10 protein-coding genes are annotated in these 15,638 nt (G+C 71.8%); 2 read left to right on the top strand and 8 right to left on the bottom strand.

The genetic code is table 11. The features are described from left to right. Positions 1-219 precede the first annotated feature (219 nt). Positions 220-3,885, bottom strand: coding sequence for a family 78 glycoside hydrolase catalytic domain (locus V6V47_RS25360; RefSeq protein WP_334630869.1), 3,666 nt, complete (start codon positions 3,883-3,885; stop codon positions 220-222). Between the two features lie 318 nt (positions 3,886-4,203). Between V6V47_RS25360 and V6V47_RS25365 the strand changes: the two genes are divergently transcribed. Further along, positions 4,204-5,274, top strand: a complete 1,071-nt coding sequence (locus tag V6V47_RS25365; RefSeq protein ID WP_334630870.1) for a glycoside hydrolase family protein — start codon at positions 4,204-4,206, stop codon at positions 5,272-5,274. Between the two features lie 10 nt (positions 5,275-5,284). On the opposite strand, the gene V6V47_RS25370 is transcribed toward V6V47_RS25365, so the two are convergent. Both V6V47_RS25370 and V6V47_RS25375 read right to left on the bottom strand, forming a co-directional pair. After that, the gene (locus V6V47_RS25370; protein ID WP_334630871.1) at positions 5,285-6,184 is read right to left on the bottom strand and encodes an NAD-dependent epimerase/dehydratase family protein; all 900 of its coding nucleotides are present in this window, start codon (positions 6,182-6,184) and stop codon (positions 5,285-5,287) included. A 104-nt stretch (positions 6,185-6,288) separates the two neighbouring features. Beyond that, positions 6,289-9,171: a glycosyl hydrolase gene (locus V6V47_RS25375; RefSeq protein ID WP_334630872.1), complete on the bottom strand. Its 2,883-nt coding sequence runs from the start codon at positions 9,169-9,171 to the stop codon at positions 6,289-6,291. Between the two features lie 246 nt (positions 9,172-9,417). Between V6V47_RS25375 and V6V47_RS25380 the strand changes: the two genes are divergently transcribed. Next, positions 9,418-10,800 carry a GH1 family beta-glucosidase gene (locus V6V47_RS25380; RefSeq protein WP_334630873.1) on the top strand — a complete coding sequence of 461 codons (1,383 nt, stop codon included), beginning with the start codon at positions 9,418-9,420 and terminating at the stop codon, positions 10,798-10,800. On the opposite strand, the gene V6V47_RS25385 is transcribed toward V6V47_RS25380, so the two are convergent. From V6V47_RS25385 to V6V47_RS25405, 5 genes are read right to left on the bottom strand one after another with little or no spacing between them, the layout of a single operon-like run. Next, on the bottom strand, positions 10,781-11,719 hold the full coding sequence (locus tag V6V47_RS25385) for a hypothetical protein (RefSeq protein WP_334630874.1): 939 nt from the start codon (positions 11,717-11,719) through the stop codon (positions 10,781-10,783). The two genes, V6V47_RS25380 and V6V47_RS25385, sit on opposite strands and share 20 nt — an antisense overlap. 33 nt (positions 11,720-11,752) lie before the next feature. Then, a complete protein-coding gene (locus V6V47_RS25390) occupies positions 11,753-12,427 on the bottom strand; it encodes a response regulator transcription factor (RefSeq protein WP_334630875.1) in 675 nt (224 codons plus the stop codon). Then, complete coding sequence (locus V6V47_RS25395) at positions 12,424-13,611, bottom strand: sensor histidine kinase (protein WP_334630876.1); 1,188 nt, start codon at positions 13,609-13,611, stop codon at positions 12,424-12,426. The genes V6V47_RS25390 and V6V47_RS25395 overlap by 4 nt, the downstream gene beginning before the upstream one ends. Before the next feature lie 5 nt (positions 13,612-13,616). Then, positions 13,617-15,146, bottom strand: a complete 1,530-nt coding sequence (locus tag V6V47_RS25400; protein WP_334630877.1) for a multicopper oxidase family protein — start codon at positions 15,144-15,146, stop codon at positions 13,617-13,619. After that, complete coding sequence (locus tag V6V47_RS25405) at positions 15,143-15,415, bottom strand: hypothetical protein (RefSeq protein ID WP_334630878.1); 273 nt, start codon at positions 15,413-15,415, stop codon at positions 15,143-15,145. The genes V6V47_RS25400 and V6V47_RS25405 overlap by 4 nt, the downstream gene beginning before the upstream one ends. Between the last annotated feature and the right edge of the window lie 223 nt (positions 15,416-15,638).

Consider the following 15,638-nt stretch of genomic DNA (forward strand, 5'->3'; position numbering starts at 1 on the left):
TCTGCTTCAACGGGCGCAACACAAAAGCACCGTCAGTGTTGCGCGGGGTGAAGCAAGGCAAAGGGCTCGTGCGAGTGATCCGGGCCCCCGGTCCGACGTCATGGTGGGGCCGGGGGCCCGTGCCTATGACGTGCCGCGCGACCGGTGGCCGAACCGCGAGCGGCGGGGACGACGTGGTGACAGACCACGACACGTCGACCCCGCCGCCCGCGACCGACGTCAGGCCGCCGGGACGGGCAGCGCCCAGACGTCGGCGATCGACGGGTCGTAGCCCGTGCCGGTGTCCTGGAACCGCACCCGCACCACCCCGTCCCGGGTGGCATCCGGCAGGTTCACCTCGAACTGGTAGCTGACCGTGCCGGGCCCGCTCGCCGTACGCTGCCACGAGCGGGTGTGCGCCACCACCCCGTCCACGAGCACCTGGTAGTCCTTGAGCTGCGGCCCGTCGTACGTCTCCACCGAGCGCAGCACGAACGGTTCGTTGGGCCGGACGGCGAGGTCGAACTCGAACCAGCCGCCGGGGCGGGTCACGTCGGTGTACCGGCGGGTCAGTCCGGCCTCGGTGCTGGTGCCGGAGTAGGTCGACGCGGTGAGTCGGTGTGCCTGCTCGGATGCCGCATTGCCGAGGTCGACCTGGTCGTACGCCCCCGTCGGCGGGACGACCGCGAAGGAGTAGGAACCGGACCCGATCTCGTACACGGCGACCGCACCGTCCATCCGGACGAACCGCACCCCGGCGGCCTGCTCGGCCGGTCGGCCGCCCTCGGTGACCGCCTCGCGCCCAGGTGTCGGGAAGCGCACGGTCGCCGTGGTGTTCGCCGGCAGGGTGAGGCGCAGGCGCATGTCGCCCCGTGCGTCGACGTCCCAGTCGCTGCCGATCGTGCCGTACGCCGAGCGGTACGACGCCTTCGCCGAGGTGAGGCCACCACCCGGCTGGGGGGCGAACGTGAGGTGCGAGTACCCGGGGTTGGCGGCGTCGGGTTGGATGCCGGCCACGGTCCGGTACATCCAGTCGCCGACCGCGCCGTACGCGTAGTGGTTGAAGGAGTTCATCCCCACGTCGCCGAAGCTGCCGTCGGGTCTGATCGAGTCCCAGCGCTCCCAGATCGTGGTCGCGCCCCTGGCGATCTCGTAACCCCAGGACGGGTAGGTGTCGTTGAGCAGCAGTCGGTAGGCGACATCCAGGTGCCCGGTTGCGGTCAGTGCCGGCAGGAGGTCCGGGGTGCCGAGGAAGCCGGTGGAGAGGTGCCAGTCGTGCCGTTGCACGTTGGCGACCAGCCGGTCGGCGGCCCTGGCCCGCAGCGGGTCGGTCAGCAGGCCCATGCCGATGGCCAGCACGTACCCGGTCTGGCTGTCGCCCTGCACGGTGCCGTCGGTCGCGACGTAGGCGTTGACGAATGCCTGGGTGATGGCCTTGGACAGCGCCGCGTAGCGAGTGGCGTCCGCGTCGCGCCCGATGGCGGCGGCCAGCTCTCCCAGCAGCCGGATGCTGTACGCGTAGTAGGCGGTGCCGACGACACCGGCGGGTGTCGGGTCGTCGAGGTTGAGCCAGTCGAGGTACGGGCCGGCGTTGGTCCGGAGGTTGCCCGAGCTGGTGCTCTCCAGCCAGGAGGCGTACCGCACCATCGACGCGTAGTGCTCCTCGATGACCCGCTTGTCGCCGTAGCGTTGCCACAGCGCGTACGGCACGGTGATTCCCGCGTCGGCCCAGCCGGTCGCGCCGTCCCCGCAGCAGGCGCGGGGCGCGACGTCGGGGTACGCGCCGTTGGCCGACTGTGCGTCCCGCAGGTCCTGCAACCACTTGGTGAGGAATGTCAGGCTGTCCATGTTGAACGTCGCGGTGTTGGCGAAGACGTTGATGTCACCCGTCCAGCCGAGCCGCTCGTCGCGTGCCGGGGTGTCGGTCGGGATGGACAGGAAGTTGCCGCGCTGCCCCCAGGTGATGTTGCTGTGCAGTTGGTTGACCATGGCGTTGGAGGTCTGGAACTCGCTGGTGAGGTCCCCGTCGGTGTGCATGACCAGGCCGGTGACCGTCGACAGGTCGGGGGTGCCCGGGTAGCCGGTCAGCTCGACGTAGCGGAAGCCGTGGAAGGTGAACGTCGGCTGGTAGACCTCGGCTCCGCCGCCGCGCAACGTGTACAGGTCGGTGGCCCGCGCCGAGCGCAGGTTCGCGGTGTAGGCGGTGCCGTTCGGGTTGAGCACCTCGGCGTGCCGGATGCGTACCGTGGTGCCGGCCGGGCCGTTGAGCTTCAACCGCACCTTGCCGACCATGTTCTGGCCCAGGTCGAAGATCCAGGTGCCGGGGGTGGGCTGGGTCAGCGTCCGTGCCGTCAGCTCCTGCGTGACCCGTACCGGCGGGTCGGCCTGAGCGACGATCTTGTTGGTGGCGTCCACGTCGTCGACGGTGGCGGGCCTCCAGCCGGCGTCGTTGAACCCGGTCCGGTCCCAGCCGGCCGGCAGCCGCCGCGCGTCGTACGTCTCGCCGTGGATCAGGTCGCTCTGCAGGAACGGCCCGCCCGTGACGCGCCACGAGCCGTCGGTGTTGACCGTCGCGCTGCGCCCGTCCGTGTAGTCGATCACGAGCTGGGCACTCAGGTGTGGCCGGGACCCGTAGTTGTCGGTGCCGAACCAGGCGATGCTGCCGGCGTACCAGCCGTCACCGAGCAGGGCGCCAATTGCGTTGTCGCCCGCTTGGAGCTGACGGGTCACGTCGTACGTCTGGTACTGGACCCGCTTGTGGTAGTCGGTCCAGCCGGGCGCCAACTCGTCGTCGCCGACCCGCTGGCCGTTGAGCGAGAGCTGGTAGACCCCGAGCGCGGTGGCGTAGATCCGGGCCCGTGCGACCGTACCGTCGACGCGGAAGCCCTTGCGCAGCAGCGGGTTCGCGTCGAGTGCGGTGAGCATGGCCTCGGTGTCGCCGGCGACCCGTAGGCCGGCCGGGGTGGGCGTGCCGGCTCCGAACGGGTTCTGCCCGTCGGTGAGCGGGGCCGTGAAGAGCGTCTGGCCACCGCTGGTGACCGAGAAGTTGGAGAAGACGCCGGCCTCCAACCCGTTGGTCCGCAGGCCGACCGAGCCGGCCTGGTGCGCGGTGCTGGTGGTGACGTCGACCTGGGTGCCGTCGACCCAGGTGGTGATGGTGTTTCCGGCCGCCGTGATGCGCAGGGTGTGCGGCGTGGTCAGCTTGTCGGCCGGTACGACACCGCTGAGCGGCACCTCCTTGAGCACGGTCCAGGCACCGTTGACCCGGGCGTGCGGGCGCAGTTTCGCGTTGCCGCCGGTGATGGAGAACTGCCACATGTACGCGTTCGCCGCGCCCCGGGCACGGAGGTAGATCCCGGCCGCGTCGCGTTCCAGCCGTACCGTCGTCTGCACGGTGTAGTCGGCCCAGGCCTCGGTCGGCGACGGCATCCCGATCCAGTCGGCCTGCCAGCCGGCGCCGCCGCGTACGCCGGTCTCCCAGGACGCGGGCGCGCTCCAGCCGGAGGCGTTGCCGGCGGTGTCCCACACCTGGACCTGCCAGGCGTACCGGGTGCGGGGGTTGAGTTGCGGGCCGGCGTACGCGACGAGGGTGCTCTGCCGGGACCGGACGCGGCCGCTGTCCCAGACGTCGGGGGCGCCGAGCCGGTCCGCGCTGGTGGCGACGCGCACCTGGTAGGACTCCTGGAGCACGCCCCGGGTGGTGGCCTCGATCTGCCAGCCGAGGCGGGGCTGCGCCACGTCCAGGCCGATCGGGTCGGTGGCTCGCTCGGTGGTCAGGCCGGTGGCGGTCAGGGTCGCGGCGGCCGGCGCTGCGGCGGCCGGGCCGGGCGCCACCATCGGCGTCAGGCCGAGCAGCAGCGCGAGGAGCGCGGAGGGTGCGGCACGACGCCGCGTCAAGCGCATCATTCCTGGTCCTCATCCTTCTGGGCGGCGGTCTCCCCCGGCGCGGGCGTGGGCTGGGCCGGGGGACGGCCCGGACCGGGAGAGGCGGTGGGGGCTGGATGAATCGTTTCAGAGTTCGTTTCAGGAAGGCTACGCGCTCGTTGTGGTCAAGTGAAGACGTTCACGGCCATGAATATCGGGTCGACCGGGTGGGCCGAAGATCCACGGTGGAAACTGTTATCCCGGTGCGACCGGACAGTCTCCTGAAGGGAGGCCGTTGGCGGATCTTCCGCCGCCGCTTCCAGCAGGTGACGGTCCGACCACGTGAAGGAGTGGAATCGAATGCGCGAAACCGGTCGGGGTGACACCGACACCGCAGCGGTGACCCGGGGCGCCCACGCGAAACGCCGGAGCTGGCGTGTGCTGGGGCCGGTCGCTGCCGCCGCCGTGGTCGCCGTACTGGTGACCGGGGCGATCGTCGTGTTCCGACCCGGCGGTTCGACGCCCGCGCCGGCGGCGACGCAGGTGGGCGAGGCCCTGCCGCCCACGAGTCAGACGCCGGGCGATCCCACCGCGACCACTGCGGCCGCCACCACGCCCCCGACAGCCACCCCGACGACGAGCCCGACGGCGAAGCCGACGACCATGCGTCCGGGCGCCCCGGCGGCACCGGCGGTGACGTCGAAGAGGAAGGGCGTCGGCGTTTGGACCTTCGATGGTGTCAGTGCGGCGCTGGCCAGCTCCGGAGCAAGTTGGTACTACACCTGGGACGTGCGCCACTCGGGCGTCACCAGTCCGAAGGGCACCGAGTTCGTCCCGATGATCTGGGGGGCGAAGAGCGTCACCGCCAGCAACCTGCAACAGGCCACGTCGAACGGCCACTCCCTGCTCGGCTTCAACGAGCCGGACATGGGCGGTCAGGCGAACATGAGCGTGGACCAGGCGCTGGACCTGTGGCCGCAGTTGCAGGCCACCGGCCTCCCGCTCGGCAGCCCGGCGGTGGCCTGGGGCGGGGACCGGCCGGGCGAATGGCTCGATCGCTTCATGGCCGGCGTCAAGGAGCGCGGCTATCGGGTCGACTTCATCGCCCTGCACTGGTACGGCGGCGACTTCACGACGGCCAACGCGGTCAACCAGCTCAGGTCGTACCTCCAGGCGGTGCACAACCGCTACCAGCTGCCGATCTGGCTCACCGAGTTCGCCCTGATCGACTTCTCCAACGGCGTGCGGTTCCCGAGTCAGGCGCAGCAGGCCGCGTTCCTCACCGCGGCGACCCGGATGCTGAGCGGCCTGTCCTGGCTGCACCGCTACGCCTGGTTCGGTCTGCCCGCCACCGACAAGGACCAGACCGGCCTGTTCCGGAGCGGCAGCACGCCGACCGCCGTGGGCCGCGCCTACCAGGCCGCGCGCTGACCGGGCCGGCTCAGCGCTCGGGGCGGTCCACGTGGTCCCGCCAGGAGTGCCGGGGCTCGTAGCCCAGCACGCGTCGCGCCTTGTCGATGCTGAGCAGGGTCTCGTGCTCGCCGAGCTCCCTACGGATCTCGACGCCCGGGTAGACCTCGGCCATCAGGCTGGCGCTGGACCGACTCATGACGGTGTCGGCGTTGGCGATGATGAAGACGTCGGCGCCGGGCTGGCCGTGCGCGAGGGCCCGCTCGACCGCCTGCGCGCCGTCGCGGGCGTCGATGTAGCCCCACAGGTTCCATCGGCGCAGCCGGGGATCGGCGTCGAACGAGGGGAACGGCGCGTAGTCCTCGACATCCATCACGTTGGAGAACCGCAGGCCCACCGCGACCAGCTCCGGGTCCCACCGGCAGAAGTGCCGCGCCAGCTCCTCCTCGAGCGCCTTGTTCAGCGAGTAGGTCGACTCCGGTCGCGGCGGGTACTCCTCGTCGACCGGCGCATACGGCGGCGGGGTGTCGAACGGCAGCCCGAGCACCGTCTCGCTCGACGCCCACACCACCCGCTTGATCCCGGCCGCCCGGGCCGCGGCGAAGACGTTGTACGTCGCCGCGGAGTTGTTCGCGAAGGTGGTCGCGTTGGGCAGCAGCCCCGGGGCCGGAACGGCCGCGAGGTGCACGACCGCGTCGATCCCGCCGGCGTGCTCGTCCGCACCACCGGTGAACGCCTCCACCACCTGCCCGTAGTCGGTGAGGTCGACGAGGAGGAACTCGCCGTCGACGTCGCGGGGGTCGCGCCCGCCCGCGCGGTCCACCGCCAGCACGTCGACGCCCACCGCGCGCAGGTGCGCCACGACGGCGCGACCGAGCTTGCCGGTGGCACCGGTGACGACAACACGCCTGGGCAGGACGGAATCGCTCATGCGGACATCTTCGTCGGCGGCGCTGGGCGCCGTACACGCGGGTGTGACCGCGTCGTCCCGCGCCGGGTGGGACGCCCGACGCGGGACCACCGCGCGATCGACGATCAGGCGTACGGCAGCCGGATCACCGAGGTGTTGCCGATCCCGAGGGTGGTCGGGTTGTTGCCGATGGCCGACCACACCTCCGCGCGTACCGAGCCGCCGGCGAGGTTGCCCAGCGCACCGGTGGACGATTGCAGGCCGACACTCTGCGTGTAGTGCTCGTATCCGGAGACCGGGTCGGTGGCGAAGTACCGGTACGTCTCCACTCGATCCCAACTGCCGTTGCCGGTCAGGTCGTACGAGATTCGCACCTGGACCCCGTTGCCAACCGCCGATCCGGCGTCCAGGTGGAGGTCGAAGGTGGGTTGGCCGCCCTGGTAGGCGAGGGTGAGCCCGGTCGTGGTGAACACAACGGGGTTGGTCGGCGTACCGTCGTGGTTTCCGTTCGCGGCGGCGACCGACGTCGTTGCCGCGGCACCTGCGGCGCCGAGCCTCCCGCCGGGCAGCAGGTACTGCGTCGGGCTGCCGACCGGATCGGGATCCGGGTCCGGGTCCGGGTCCGGCCCGGGCCCCGGGTCGGTGCCGCCACCCGCGTTACCTCCGACCCAGGTGTACGCCCCGGTGGTGGCGGTCTTGCCGGCCGGCACGGTCAGGGTGGTGCCGTTCGAGTAGGTGACCGTGATCGACGCGGCGGTCAGGTTGGCCGCCACGTAGGTGCGGGCCCCGTTGCGGGTGAACACCGCCGCGAGGGGGTGGTTGGCCGTGACGCTGGTATCGACGGTGCCGAGGGCCGCGAGGTTGCGGATCCAGTGGAAGGTGTGGGCCCGGCTCTCGCCCTCCTCCGGGGTGTAGCCGGGGTTGGCGCGCAGGTTGGCCAGGGCCGCGTCGGCGTCGCCGAGGGCCTGGAACTGCCAGAGGATGTCCTGCCAGACGGTGGGTGGGCCGCCGTTGTTGCGGACGAGTTCGGCGTAGTTGGTGCGCACGTACGCCGGGTTCTGGCCGAGGTAGAGGTGGCCGCCGGTGACGGGGAGCAGGTTGATGCCCTGGATCATCTCCGGTTCGCCGCTGAACCAGGTGGCGTACGCGCCGCCGTCGCCCCAGACCATGCCGACCGTGGAGTGGCCGAACGCGGCGGGGAAGTTCTGGTCGCTGGCGTCGAACCAGTACTCCTGGATGGCGGCGGCCTGGGTCGTGTAGAGGTAGACGCCCGCGTCGCGGACGGCGGTGTTGCCGGTCGCCTGCCCCCACTGGATGAGGGCGTTGGCGAAGTTCATCCCCTCGGACGACGACTCCTGGTTGTTGCCCGAGCCGAACGAGCCGTGCCCGGACGCCCAGTCGTGGCCGGCGTAGATGTCGAAGTCGCGCAGGTACGGGAAGCGTGTGTCGGCGCGGTCGTAGTTGTCGGCGTCCCGGATGAGCAGGTCGACCATCGTGCCGTACTGGCTCGCCGTGGCCCACGTCGGGTCGAACTTGGCGAGTGTCGCGGCGGCGGCGATGAAGTAGCCGTAGTGGAAGTGGTGGTCGTTGAGCTCCTGGTCGGAGCCGTACGAGGCGGGGTAGCCGATCAGCGTGCCCCAGTTGGCGTCGTAGTAGAAGACGCGGGAGGTCTTCCCGGCCGACGCGGTGAACCAGTCGGTGAGGGTGCTCCGGATGGCGTTCAGGGCGCTGGTGCGGGTGTCGGTGTCGCCTACCAGGTCGGCGATTTCGGCGAGTCGAGCGGCGCGACCGAGGCCCTTACCGGTCCAGTACGTGTCGTTGCCGCGCTGGTCCATCGGGTTGGCGCGGGCGGCGGCCAAGTGATTGCGCAGGGTGGTCAGGTCGGCGCCGGTGAGGCCGACGGGAGGCAGCTCCGGCAGTACGCCCTGGTAGCGCATCGAGGTGGTGAACTGGCTGATGCCGGTGAGCACCCGCATCCGGCCACGCGCCGAGGGGTAGGTCTGGGTCAGCGGGGTGGCCCCGGTCAGCGATTTCCACTGGTGCGGGTAGAGGCTCACCACGGTCTGGGTGGCGCTGCCCTGCCGGGCGGTGGTGGTGAACGCGTACGTGGTGCTCAGCGCGCTGGTGGACGGGTTGTACGTGTAGCTGACCCGGGTGCCGGTGACGTGCGCGTGGGCGTACTGGCCGTAGCTCGCGGCGAGTTGGGCGCGCTCGGTGGCGTTGGCCGTCGGCGGGAGCAGGGCGACGGAGAAGAAGCCCCGGCCCGCGAGGCTGGAGCTGACGCGTGCGCCCGCGACGGTCCAGGTGGCGCCGGTCGGCGCGTAGCCGACGTAGTCGTGACCGGCGATGGTGAAGCCGATGGTGGCACCGGAGTTGGACCACACGCTGGGCGTGCCGGACGTGTTGATCACCGCGTCCCCGCCGCTGCTCTGGAAGTACGCGAAGGGCAGGCCGTGACCGATGGTGGCGCGCAGGGTGCGGGCGCCGTCGCTCCAGTACGGGCTGACGGTCCAGTCGCTCCAGCCGTCGACCTTGACGTTGGGGGCGGCGAGGCCGGCGACGCCGACCCGGATGTCCTGGACGTAGGGGTAGTGGTACTCCCCCACGCCCGTGGCGGTGCCGCTGATGCTGGGCGTGGAGTTGCCGGAGAAGCCGAGGCCGTCGGAGAAGGTGTCGTAGGACAGCGGGTGGGCGTGCAGCGGTTCGCTGTACGCGCAGTCGGTGCGCTTCCACAGCAGCGACGACCACCAGTCGTTGGTGGGTACGGCGCCGGCCGGGGCGTTCGCGGTGACGTACTGCCGGGGGTTGGTGGACTGCTGGCCGCACCCGGAGGGGAGGGCGCCGACCGGGGTGGTGGTGTAGCTGCCGGCACCGGCGGGGGCGGCGACGGCGGGCCGTTCGGCGGTCAGGGACAGGCCGCCGACGAGCAGCGCCAGGGTGGCGCCCGCGGCCAGCAATCGGGAGACCGGGCCTGCGGCCCGGCGGGGGTGGTGGGCATTCGGTCTCATGATGCCTCCGTGGCGCCGGCGCAGGGGGACGGGCCGGACGCAGGGTCGACGAGCGGGCGGGGAACCCGTGAGAGCGCTCTCTCGACCGAGCCTAGCTGGTGACTTTCGTCGTCGTCAATGTTTCCGACGAGTTGCGCCGCCGCGACGGCATCACTTGAGAGCGCTCTCTTGACAGGAGGTATTTCCGACGGTGACCCTTATCCCGCTCTGTGAACGCCCCTCCCCTCGACAATGGAGCGTGCACGCATGATCAAATTTCCCGACACGTTCGTCTGGGGCGCCTCCACCGCGTCGTACCAGATCGAGGGCTCGGTCGAGGCCGACGGTCGCGCGCCGTCCATCTGGGACACCTTCAGCCGTACGCCGGGCGCAGTGGTCGGCGGCCACACCGGCGACGACGCCTGCGACCACTACCGGCGCTACCGGGACGACGTGGCGCTGATGGCCGGGCTCGGGCTGCACGCGTACCGGTTCTCCATCGCCTGGCCCCGGGTGCGGCCCGGCGGCGACGGCCCGACCAACGAGCGCGGCCTGGACTTCTACGACCGCCTCGTGGACGAGCTCTGCCAGTACGGCATCACCCCGATGCCCACCCTCTACCACTGGGACCTGCCCCAGGCACTGGAGGATCGCGGCGGCTGGGCCAACCGGCGGACCGCCGAGGCGTTCGCCGAGTACGCCACCGCGGTGCACGACCGGCTCGGTGACCGGGTCCAGAGCTGGACGACACTCAACGAACCCTGGTGCTCGGCGTACCTCGGCTACGGCAACGGCGTCCACGCGCCCGGCCGCCGCGACCCGGCGGCGGCCTTCGCCGCCGTCCACCACCTGCTGCTCGCCCACGGCCTCGGCACCCAGGCGCTGCGCGCGGCCGGCGCGCGGTCCGTCGGCCTGGTGGTGAACCCCGTCGCGGTCCGCCCCGCCGACCCGGCCAGCGCCGCCGACGCCGACGCGGTACGCCTCATCGACGGGCTGCACAACCGGATCTTCCTCGGGCCGGTGCTCGGCGACGGCTACCCCGCCGACGTGCTGGAACACCTCACCCGGCTCGTCGACCCGACCTGGCTCGGCGAGTCCGACGAGAAGATCATCGCTGCGCCGATCGACCTGCTGGGTATCAACTACTACAACCCCGTCTACGTGGCGTCCCGGCCCGGGGCACCCGAGGTGGATGGCAGATACCCGGGCGTCCGTGACGTCGAGTTCCGCGACCCGACCGGGCCGACCACCGCCATGGGCTGGGAGATCGACCCGACCGGCCTGGGTGAGCTGCTGCGCCGCCTGCACCGCGACCATCCCGGCACACCGCTGTGGGTGACCGAGAACGGCGCCGCCTTCGACGACCGCATCACCGGCGACCACATCCCGGATGACGACCGGGTCTCCTACCTCGACGGGCACCTGCGGGCCGTGCACGCCGCACTGAGCGACGGCGTCGACGTACGCGGGTACCTCGCCTGGTCATTGCTGGACAACTTCGAGTGGGCCGAGGGCTACCACAAGCGGTTCGGGCTGGTCCACGTCGACTACCGCACGCAGCGCCGGACACTCAAGGACAGCGCCCTCTGGTTCCGGTCGGTGATCGCCCGTAACGCGCTGCCGTCGCAGGTCACCGACCCGCCGGCTTGACGAGGTACGCCAGCCACGTCCGCAGCCGGGCCAGCACGCCGGTCGCCTCGAGCAGCGAGACACCTCCGCCGGCCATCGCCACGCCTCCGGTGGCGGCGATGGTGCCGACCAGGAACTCGCTGCCGTGGAAGGCCAGCAGCCCCAAGCCGGTGATCGACGCCCCGGCGATCATCAACAGCACACCGGCGAGGGCGTCCGGATGCTCGACGAACCCGAGGACGAGCGTCACGCCCAACCAGGACGAGCCGGCCAGCCCGGCCAGGAGCGCGGGCAGCAGGCGACCGTCCGCGGCCAGGTCGATGCCGGCCACGACACCGAGGACGCCGATCGCGCCGACCCGGGCCAGTCCCAGCGAGGGCCCCCGAAAGTCGGCCACGCTGATGCCGTTCGCACCGAAGATCTCCCGCCGGTACCGCAGGATGAGCAGCCCCGCGAGGACGGCGAAGCCGCCGAGGACCATCCCGAGGATCCGGGCGTTGACCCGATCAACGTGGACGGCGTCGCTGACGGTGATGAGGCCCGCCGTGAAGACACTGATGCCGGCCAACGAGGTGAGCGCCGTCGCCCGGGCCCGTGCGACGAGCGTGGCGCAGGTGATCAACACGACCGAGACCAGGGTGAGGGGGCCGGTCCAGGATGGAGGTGTCGTCACGGCCAGCGCGATCCCGACGACCGCGACGTACAGCAGGAGCCGCGGCAGCGCCCCGGCCAGCGGCGCGGTCTCGTCGAGCTGGTTGAAGCCGTACACGACCGCCACGACCACGAGGACCGCGCCGACCGCCACGGGTGGGAGGACGGTGGCCAGCTGGTTCAGCGCCACCGCGAAGCCGGCCGGGCCCAGCCACCGGACGAGCGTGACGCGCCAGCGGGGCGGCTCCGCCTCCGGCGGCGACGGCTGCGGCTCAGGGACCGACGACACCTCGCCAGCCTCGCGCACCGACGCAAGCCGCCGCTACTGGGTGGCGCCGCCGGGGGTGACCAGGCCGGTCTCGTACGCCAGGACCACCAGCTGGGTGCGGTCCCGGACGCCAAGTTTGGTGATGACCCGGCTGACGTGCGTCTTCACCGTCAGTGGGCTCATTCGCAGCGCCTGGGCGATCTCCGCGTTGCTCAACCCCGTGGCGACGGACGCCAGCACCTCCTTCTCCCGGGCCGTCAACGGCGCCAACCGCTCCGGCGAGCGGTGCGGCGGTGTCGGCCGGCGGGCCAGCTCGGCGATCACCGTGCGGGTCACGCTCGGGCTCAGCAACGCCTCACCCTCCGCGACGACGTGGACCGCCCGGCACAGCTCCTGCCGACTCACGGTCTTGGCGAGGAACCCGCTCGCGCCCGAGCGCAGCGCCTCGAAGATGTACGCGTCGATGTCGAAGGTGGTGAGCACGATGACCCGTACCGCCGCGGTGGCCGGGTCCGCGGCGAGCTCGCGCGTGACGACCAGGCCGTCCAGGTGGGGCATCCGGATGTCGAGGAGGGCGACGTCGGGCCGGGTCAGCCGGGCGAGCCGCAGGGCCTCCCCGCCATCCTGCGCCTCGGCCACGACGGTGATGTCGCCGTCGCGTTCGAGCAGACCCCGCAGGCCGCTGCGCACCAGTGGCTGGTCGTCGGCGACGAGCACCCGCACGCTCATCGAATCCTGGCCTCTCTCGGGTGCTCGGTCGGTGCGGCCGCGCGCGAGGGCAGCGGCAGGCGGGCTCGGACGGCGAATCCCCCGGACGGCTGCGGCCCGGCCGTCAGGGTCCCACCGACGCTGGTGGCCCGCTCCCCCATGCCGGTGAGCCCGTGCCCGGGGGGTCGGTCGGCGTCGGCCCGGTGGTCGGCCCCGCCGCCGTCGTCGACGATGTCGAGCCGGACGTCCTCGTCACCGTAGCGCAGCGTGACCGTGACGGCTGCCGCGCCGGCGTGCCGCAGGACGTTGGTCACCGACTCCTGCGCGATGCGATAGAGGGTCAGCCCGGTCGCCCGAGGCAGGGGTCGCGCCGCGCCCTCGCGGTGGAAGGTGACGCGCAGGCCGCCGTCGGTCGCTCGGTCCAGCAGGGCCTCGATCTGGGTCTCGTCCGGGACAGGATGTCGATCCGCCGCCGTGGCGTCGGCCGGGCCACGCAGCAGGCGTACGGCGGTCTCCAACTCGCCGATGGCGTCGACGTTGACGCGGTGCGCGGTGCCCAGCAGGTCCCGCGTCGCGGCGGGGTCGTCCTCGACCAGCTCCCGGGCCAGGCTGATCTGGATGCCGACGACCGCGACGGTGTGCGCGGTGACGTCGTGCAGCTCCCGGGCGATGCGCAGTCGCTCCTCGAGGACCTGCTGCGCCGACTCGCGCTCCTGCTGCTGACGCTGCGCGGCCACCCGGGCGGTGAACTCCTGGGCGAGCAGCTCCCGGTGGCGGACCGCCGTCCCGGCGACGAGGGCGAGGGCCAGCAGTGCCGCCTCGCGCAGCACCCCGTCGAACAGTTCCAGCGGCGGCACGCCGGCGTGCAGGACCCAGCCGGCGGAGACGAGCAGCGTCGACCCCCCGACCGCCGCGCCGATCGTCGCCTGGCCGGCCCTCGCGACGGTGTAGAGCGGCAGCAGGAGCGGCCAGATCGGCGGGATGCTCGGCAGCTCGGTGAGGTTGTAACCCATCACCGCGATCAGGGACAGCACGAGCACCGTGACCGGCCGGCGCCGCCGGAACAACAGGAGACAACCCATGACCAGCCCGAGCGCGTACGCGGCGACGGTCGACGACCCGCTGCCCGGCTCGACCGCCACCGCCGTCGCGACCGTGATGGCGGCGGCGCTGCCCAGCGCGAGGAGGACGTCGGCGGCACGCATGAAACTCATCCTCCGTGTGCGGTGTGGCTGTCGTCGAGGATGCCCGGCACGGACGGCTCGTCCTGGGCCGACACGGTCAGGAACTGGCCCATCATGCCGGCGTCCTCGTGGGCCAGCACGTGACAGTGGAACATGTACGGCGATCGGGCGTCCGAGTGGTCGAGGAAGCGCACGGCCAGCCGGACAGCGCTGCCGGGCGGCACGTACACGGTGTCCTTCGCGCCGCGTAGCTCGACCGCGGGCGGCGCGCCGTCGACGTCGAGGACGTGGAAGGACGCGCCGTGCACGTGGAAGTTGTGCGGAATCGCCTGCCCGTTGACGATCACCCACACCTCCACCGAACCGGCGCGTACCACCCGGTCGATCCGGGCCGCGTCCATCGTCGCGCCGTTGAGCAGGAAGTCACCCATCTCCAGACGGAACGGCGGCGCCCGGGTCGCCGTGGGAGCGGGCGCCACCGGGGTCAGCTCGGCCGGCACCGGCGCACTCGGCCTCAGCACCGTGGCCGCGGTCATCTTGAGCAGGTCGAGGGTGTCGCTACCGCCGGCCAGTCGGGCGTAGATCGGGTTCGTCCCCAGCGGCGCCGGGAAGCTGCGGAGGACGACCGCTTCACCGCCCCGAAACTCCACCACGACCTCGGCGCGTTCTCCGGGCGAGAGCAGTAACCGGCGCAGCGGTTGGGGCGTGCGGAGCAGCCCGGCATCGGTCGCCACGAGCGAGAACCGCCGGTCGTCGGTGAACCCGACGTACAAGATCCGGGCGTTGCAGCCGTTGAGCAGTCGCAACCGGATCCGCTCGGTCACCACCTCGACGTACGGGTCGTAGGTGCCGTTGACCAGGATCTTGTCCCCGAGCAAGCCGGTGATGGTCAGTCCGCCGAAGGCAAGGTCGGACTCGTCGAGGGTGCCGTCGTCGGCGATCTTCCGGTCCTGCACGATCAGCGGGATGTCGTCGACGCCGTACTCCTCTGGCAGCCGTACGGCTGGGTCGTCGTTCACGAGGAACAGCCCCGCGACGCCCCGGTAGACGTGTGCGGCGGTGCTGCGGTGCAGGTGCGGGTGGTACCAGAGGGTCGCGGCCGGCTGCTCGATCGTCCAGCTCGGCCGCCAGGTGGCACCGGGCTCGATGGGCTGGTGCGGTCCGCCGTCCATCCGGGCGGGAAGGTGCATCCCGTGCCAGTGCAGCGACGTCGTCTCCGGCAGATCGTTCCGCACGTCGACGGCCACCCGGTCGCCCCGGCGGGCCCGCAGCGTCGGACCGAGAATCGGCCCGTTGGCTCCCCACGTCCTCGTCGTCGTGCCGGGCAGCAGTTCGGTACGACCCTCCGCGAGCGTGAGCCGGAACCGTCGGACTCCATCCGCCGCCACCGACGGGCTCAGCAACGGCGGAATCCCGAGCCGGTTTCGGAACGTCAGCTCGCCCACGTTGCTCCGCCCGGTATCCGCGTAGAGGTATCCCGCAAATCCGGCTGCGGGCAGGACGGCGAGCCCACCCACCGCCCCGAGCCAGCCGAGCGCCCGGCGGCGGGTGGTCACCGGCGGCTCCGGCTGGTCCGGCTGGCCCGGCAGGTCCGGCGGGTCCGGCTGGTCCGGCTGTGGACCGCCCACCCCACGAGCGCGAGCCCGATGGCAACCACCCACCAGCCCAGCAGCACCTCGGGAATTCCGACGAGACCGGGATCGTCGAGCCACGCCTGTGGTGGCACGAAGAACCAACCGAGGTTGAAGACGAGGCCGACGAGAACGACGGCCAGCCCGGTCCAGAGTCGGCGGCTGGCGAGCAGCGCAGATGGTTTCTCGGTCATGCCCGGAACCGTACGAAGCGCCAGGTGAGGTGCACATCCGCGCCGCGAGGTACTCCCTGCGATGTACGCGGGTCCGAGTGCGACCGTCAGCGCCGTCCAAGGCCAGCCCCAGCCCCGCCCCGCACTCCAAAGCCCCGCCCCGCCCCGCCCCGCCCGGGCCCCGCCGAGCCCCGCCCCGCCCCGCCCGGGCCCCGCCGAGCCCCGCCGAGCGCTGCCCGAGCCC

Source organism: Micromonospora sp. CPCC 205539 (genome assembly GCF_036906815.1).
Taxonomy (GTDB): Bacteria; Actinomycetota; Actinomycetes; order Mycobacteriales; family Micromonosporaceae; genus Micromonospora.

Coding starts and splice junctions, on each gene's coding strand:
- V6V47_RS25360 (WP_334630869.1), bottom strand. CDS start 3,885: ATGATGCGCTTGACGCGGCGTCGTGCCGCACCCTCCGCGCTCCTCGCG.
- V6V47_RS25365 (WP_334630870.1), top strand. CDS start 4,204: ATGCGCGAAACCGGTCGGGGTGACACCGACACCGCAGCGGTGACCCGG.
- V6V47_RS25370 (WP_334630871.1), bottom strand. CDS start 6,184: ATGAGCGATTCCGTCCTGCCCAGGCGTGTTGTCGTCACCGGTGCCACC.
- V6V47_RS25375 (WP_334630872.1), bottom strand. CDS start 9,171: ATGAGACCGAATGCCCACCACCCCCGCCGGGCCGCAGGCCCGGTCTCC.
- V6V47_RS25380 (WP_334630873.1), top strand. CDS start 9,418: ATGATCAAATTTCCCGACACGTTCGTCTGGGGCGCCTCCACCGCGTCG.
- V6V47_RS25390 (WP_334630875.1), bottom strand. CDS start 12,427: ATGAGCGTGCGGGTGCTCGTCGCCGACGACCAGCCACTGGTGCGCAGC.
- V6V47_RS25395 (WP_334630876.1), bottom strand. CDS start 13,611: ATGCGTGCCGCCGACGTCCTCCTCGCGCTGGGCAGCGCCGCCGCCATC.
- V6V47_RS25405 (WP_334630878.1), bottom strand. CDS start 15,415: ATGACCGAGAAACCATCTGCGCTGCTCGCCAGCCGCCGACTCTGGACC.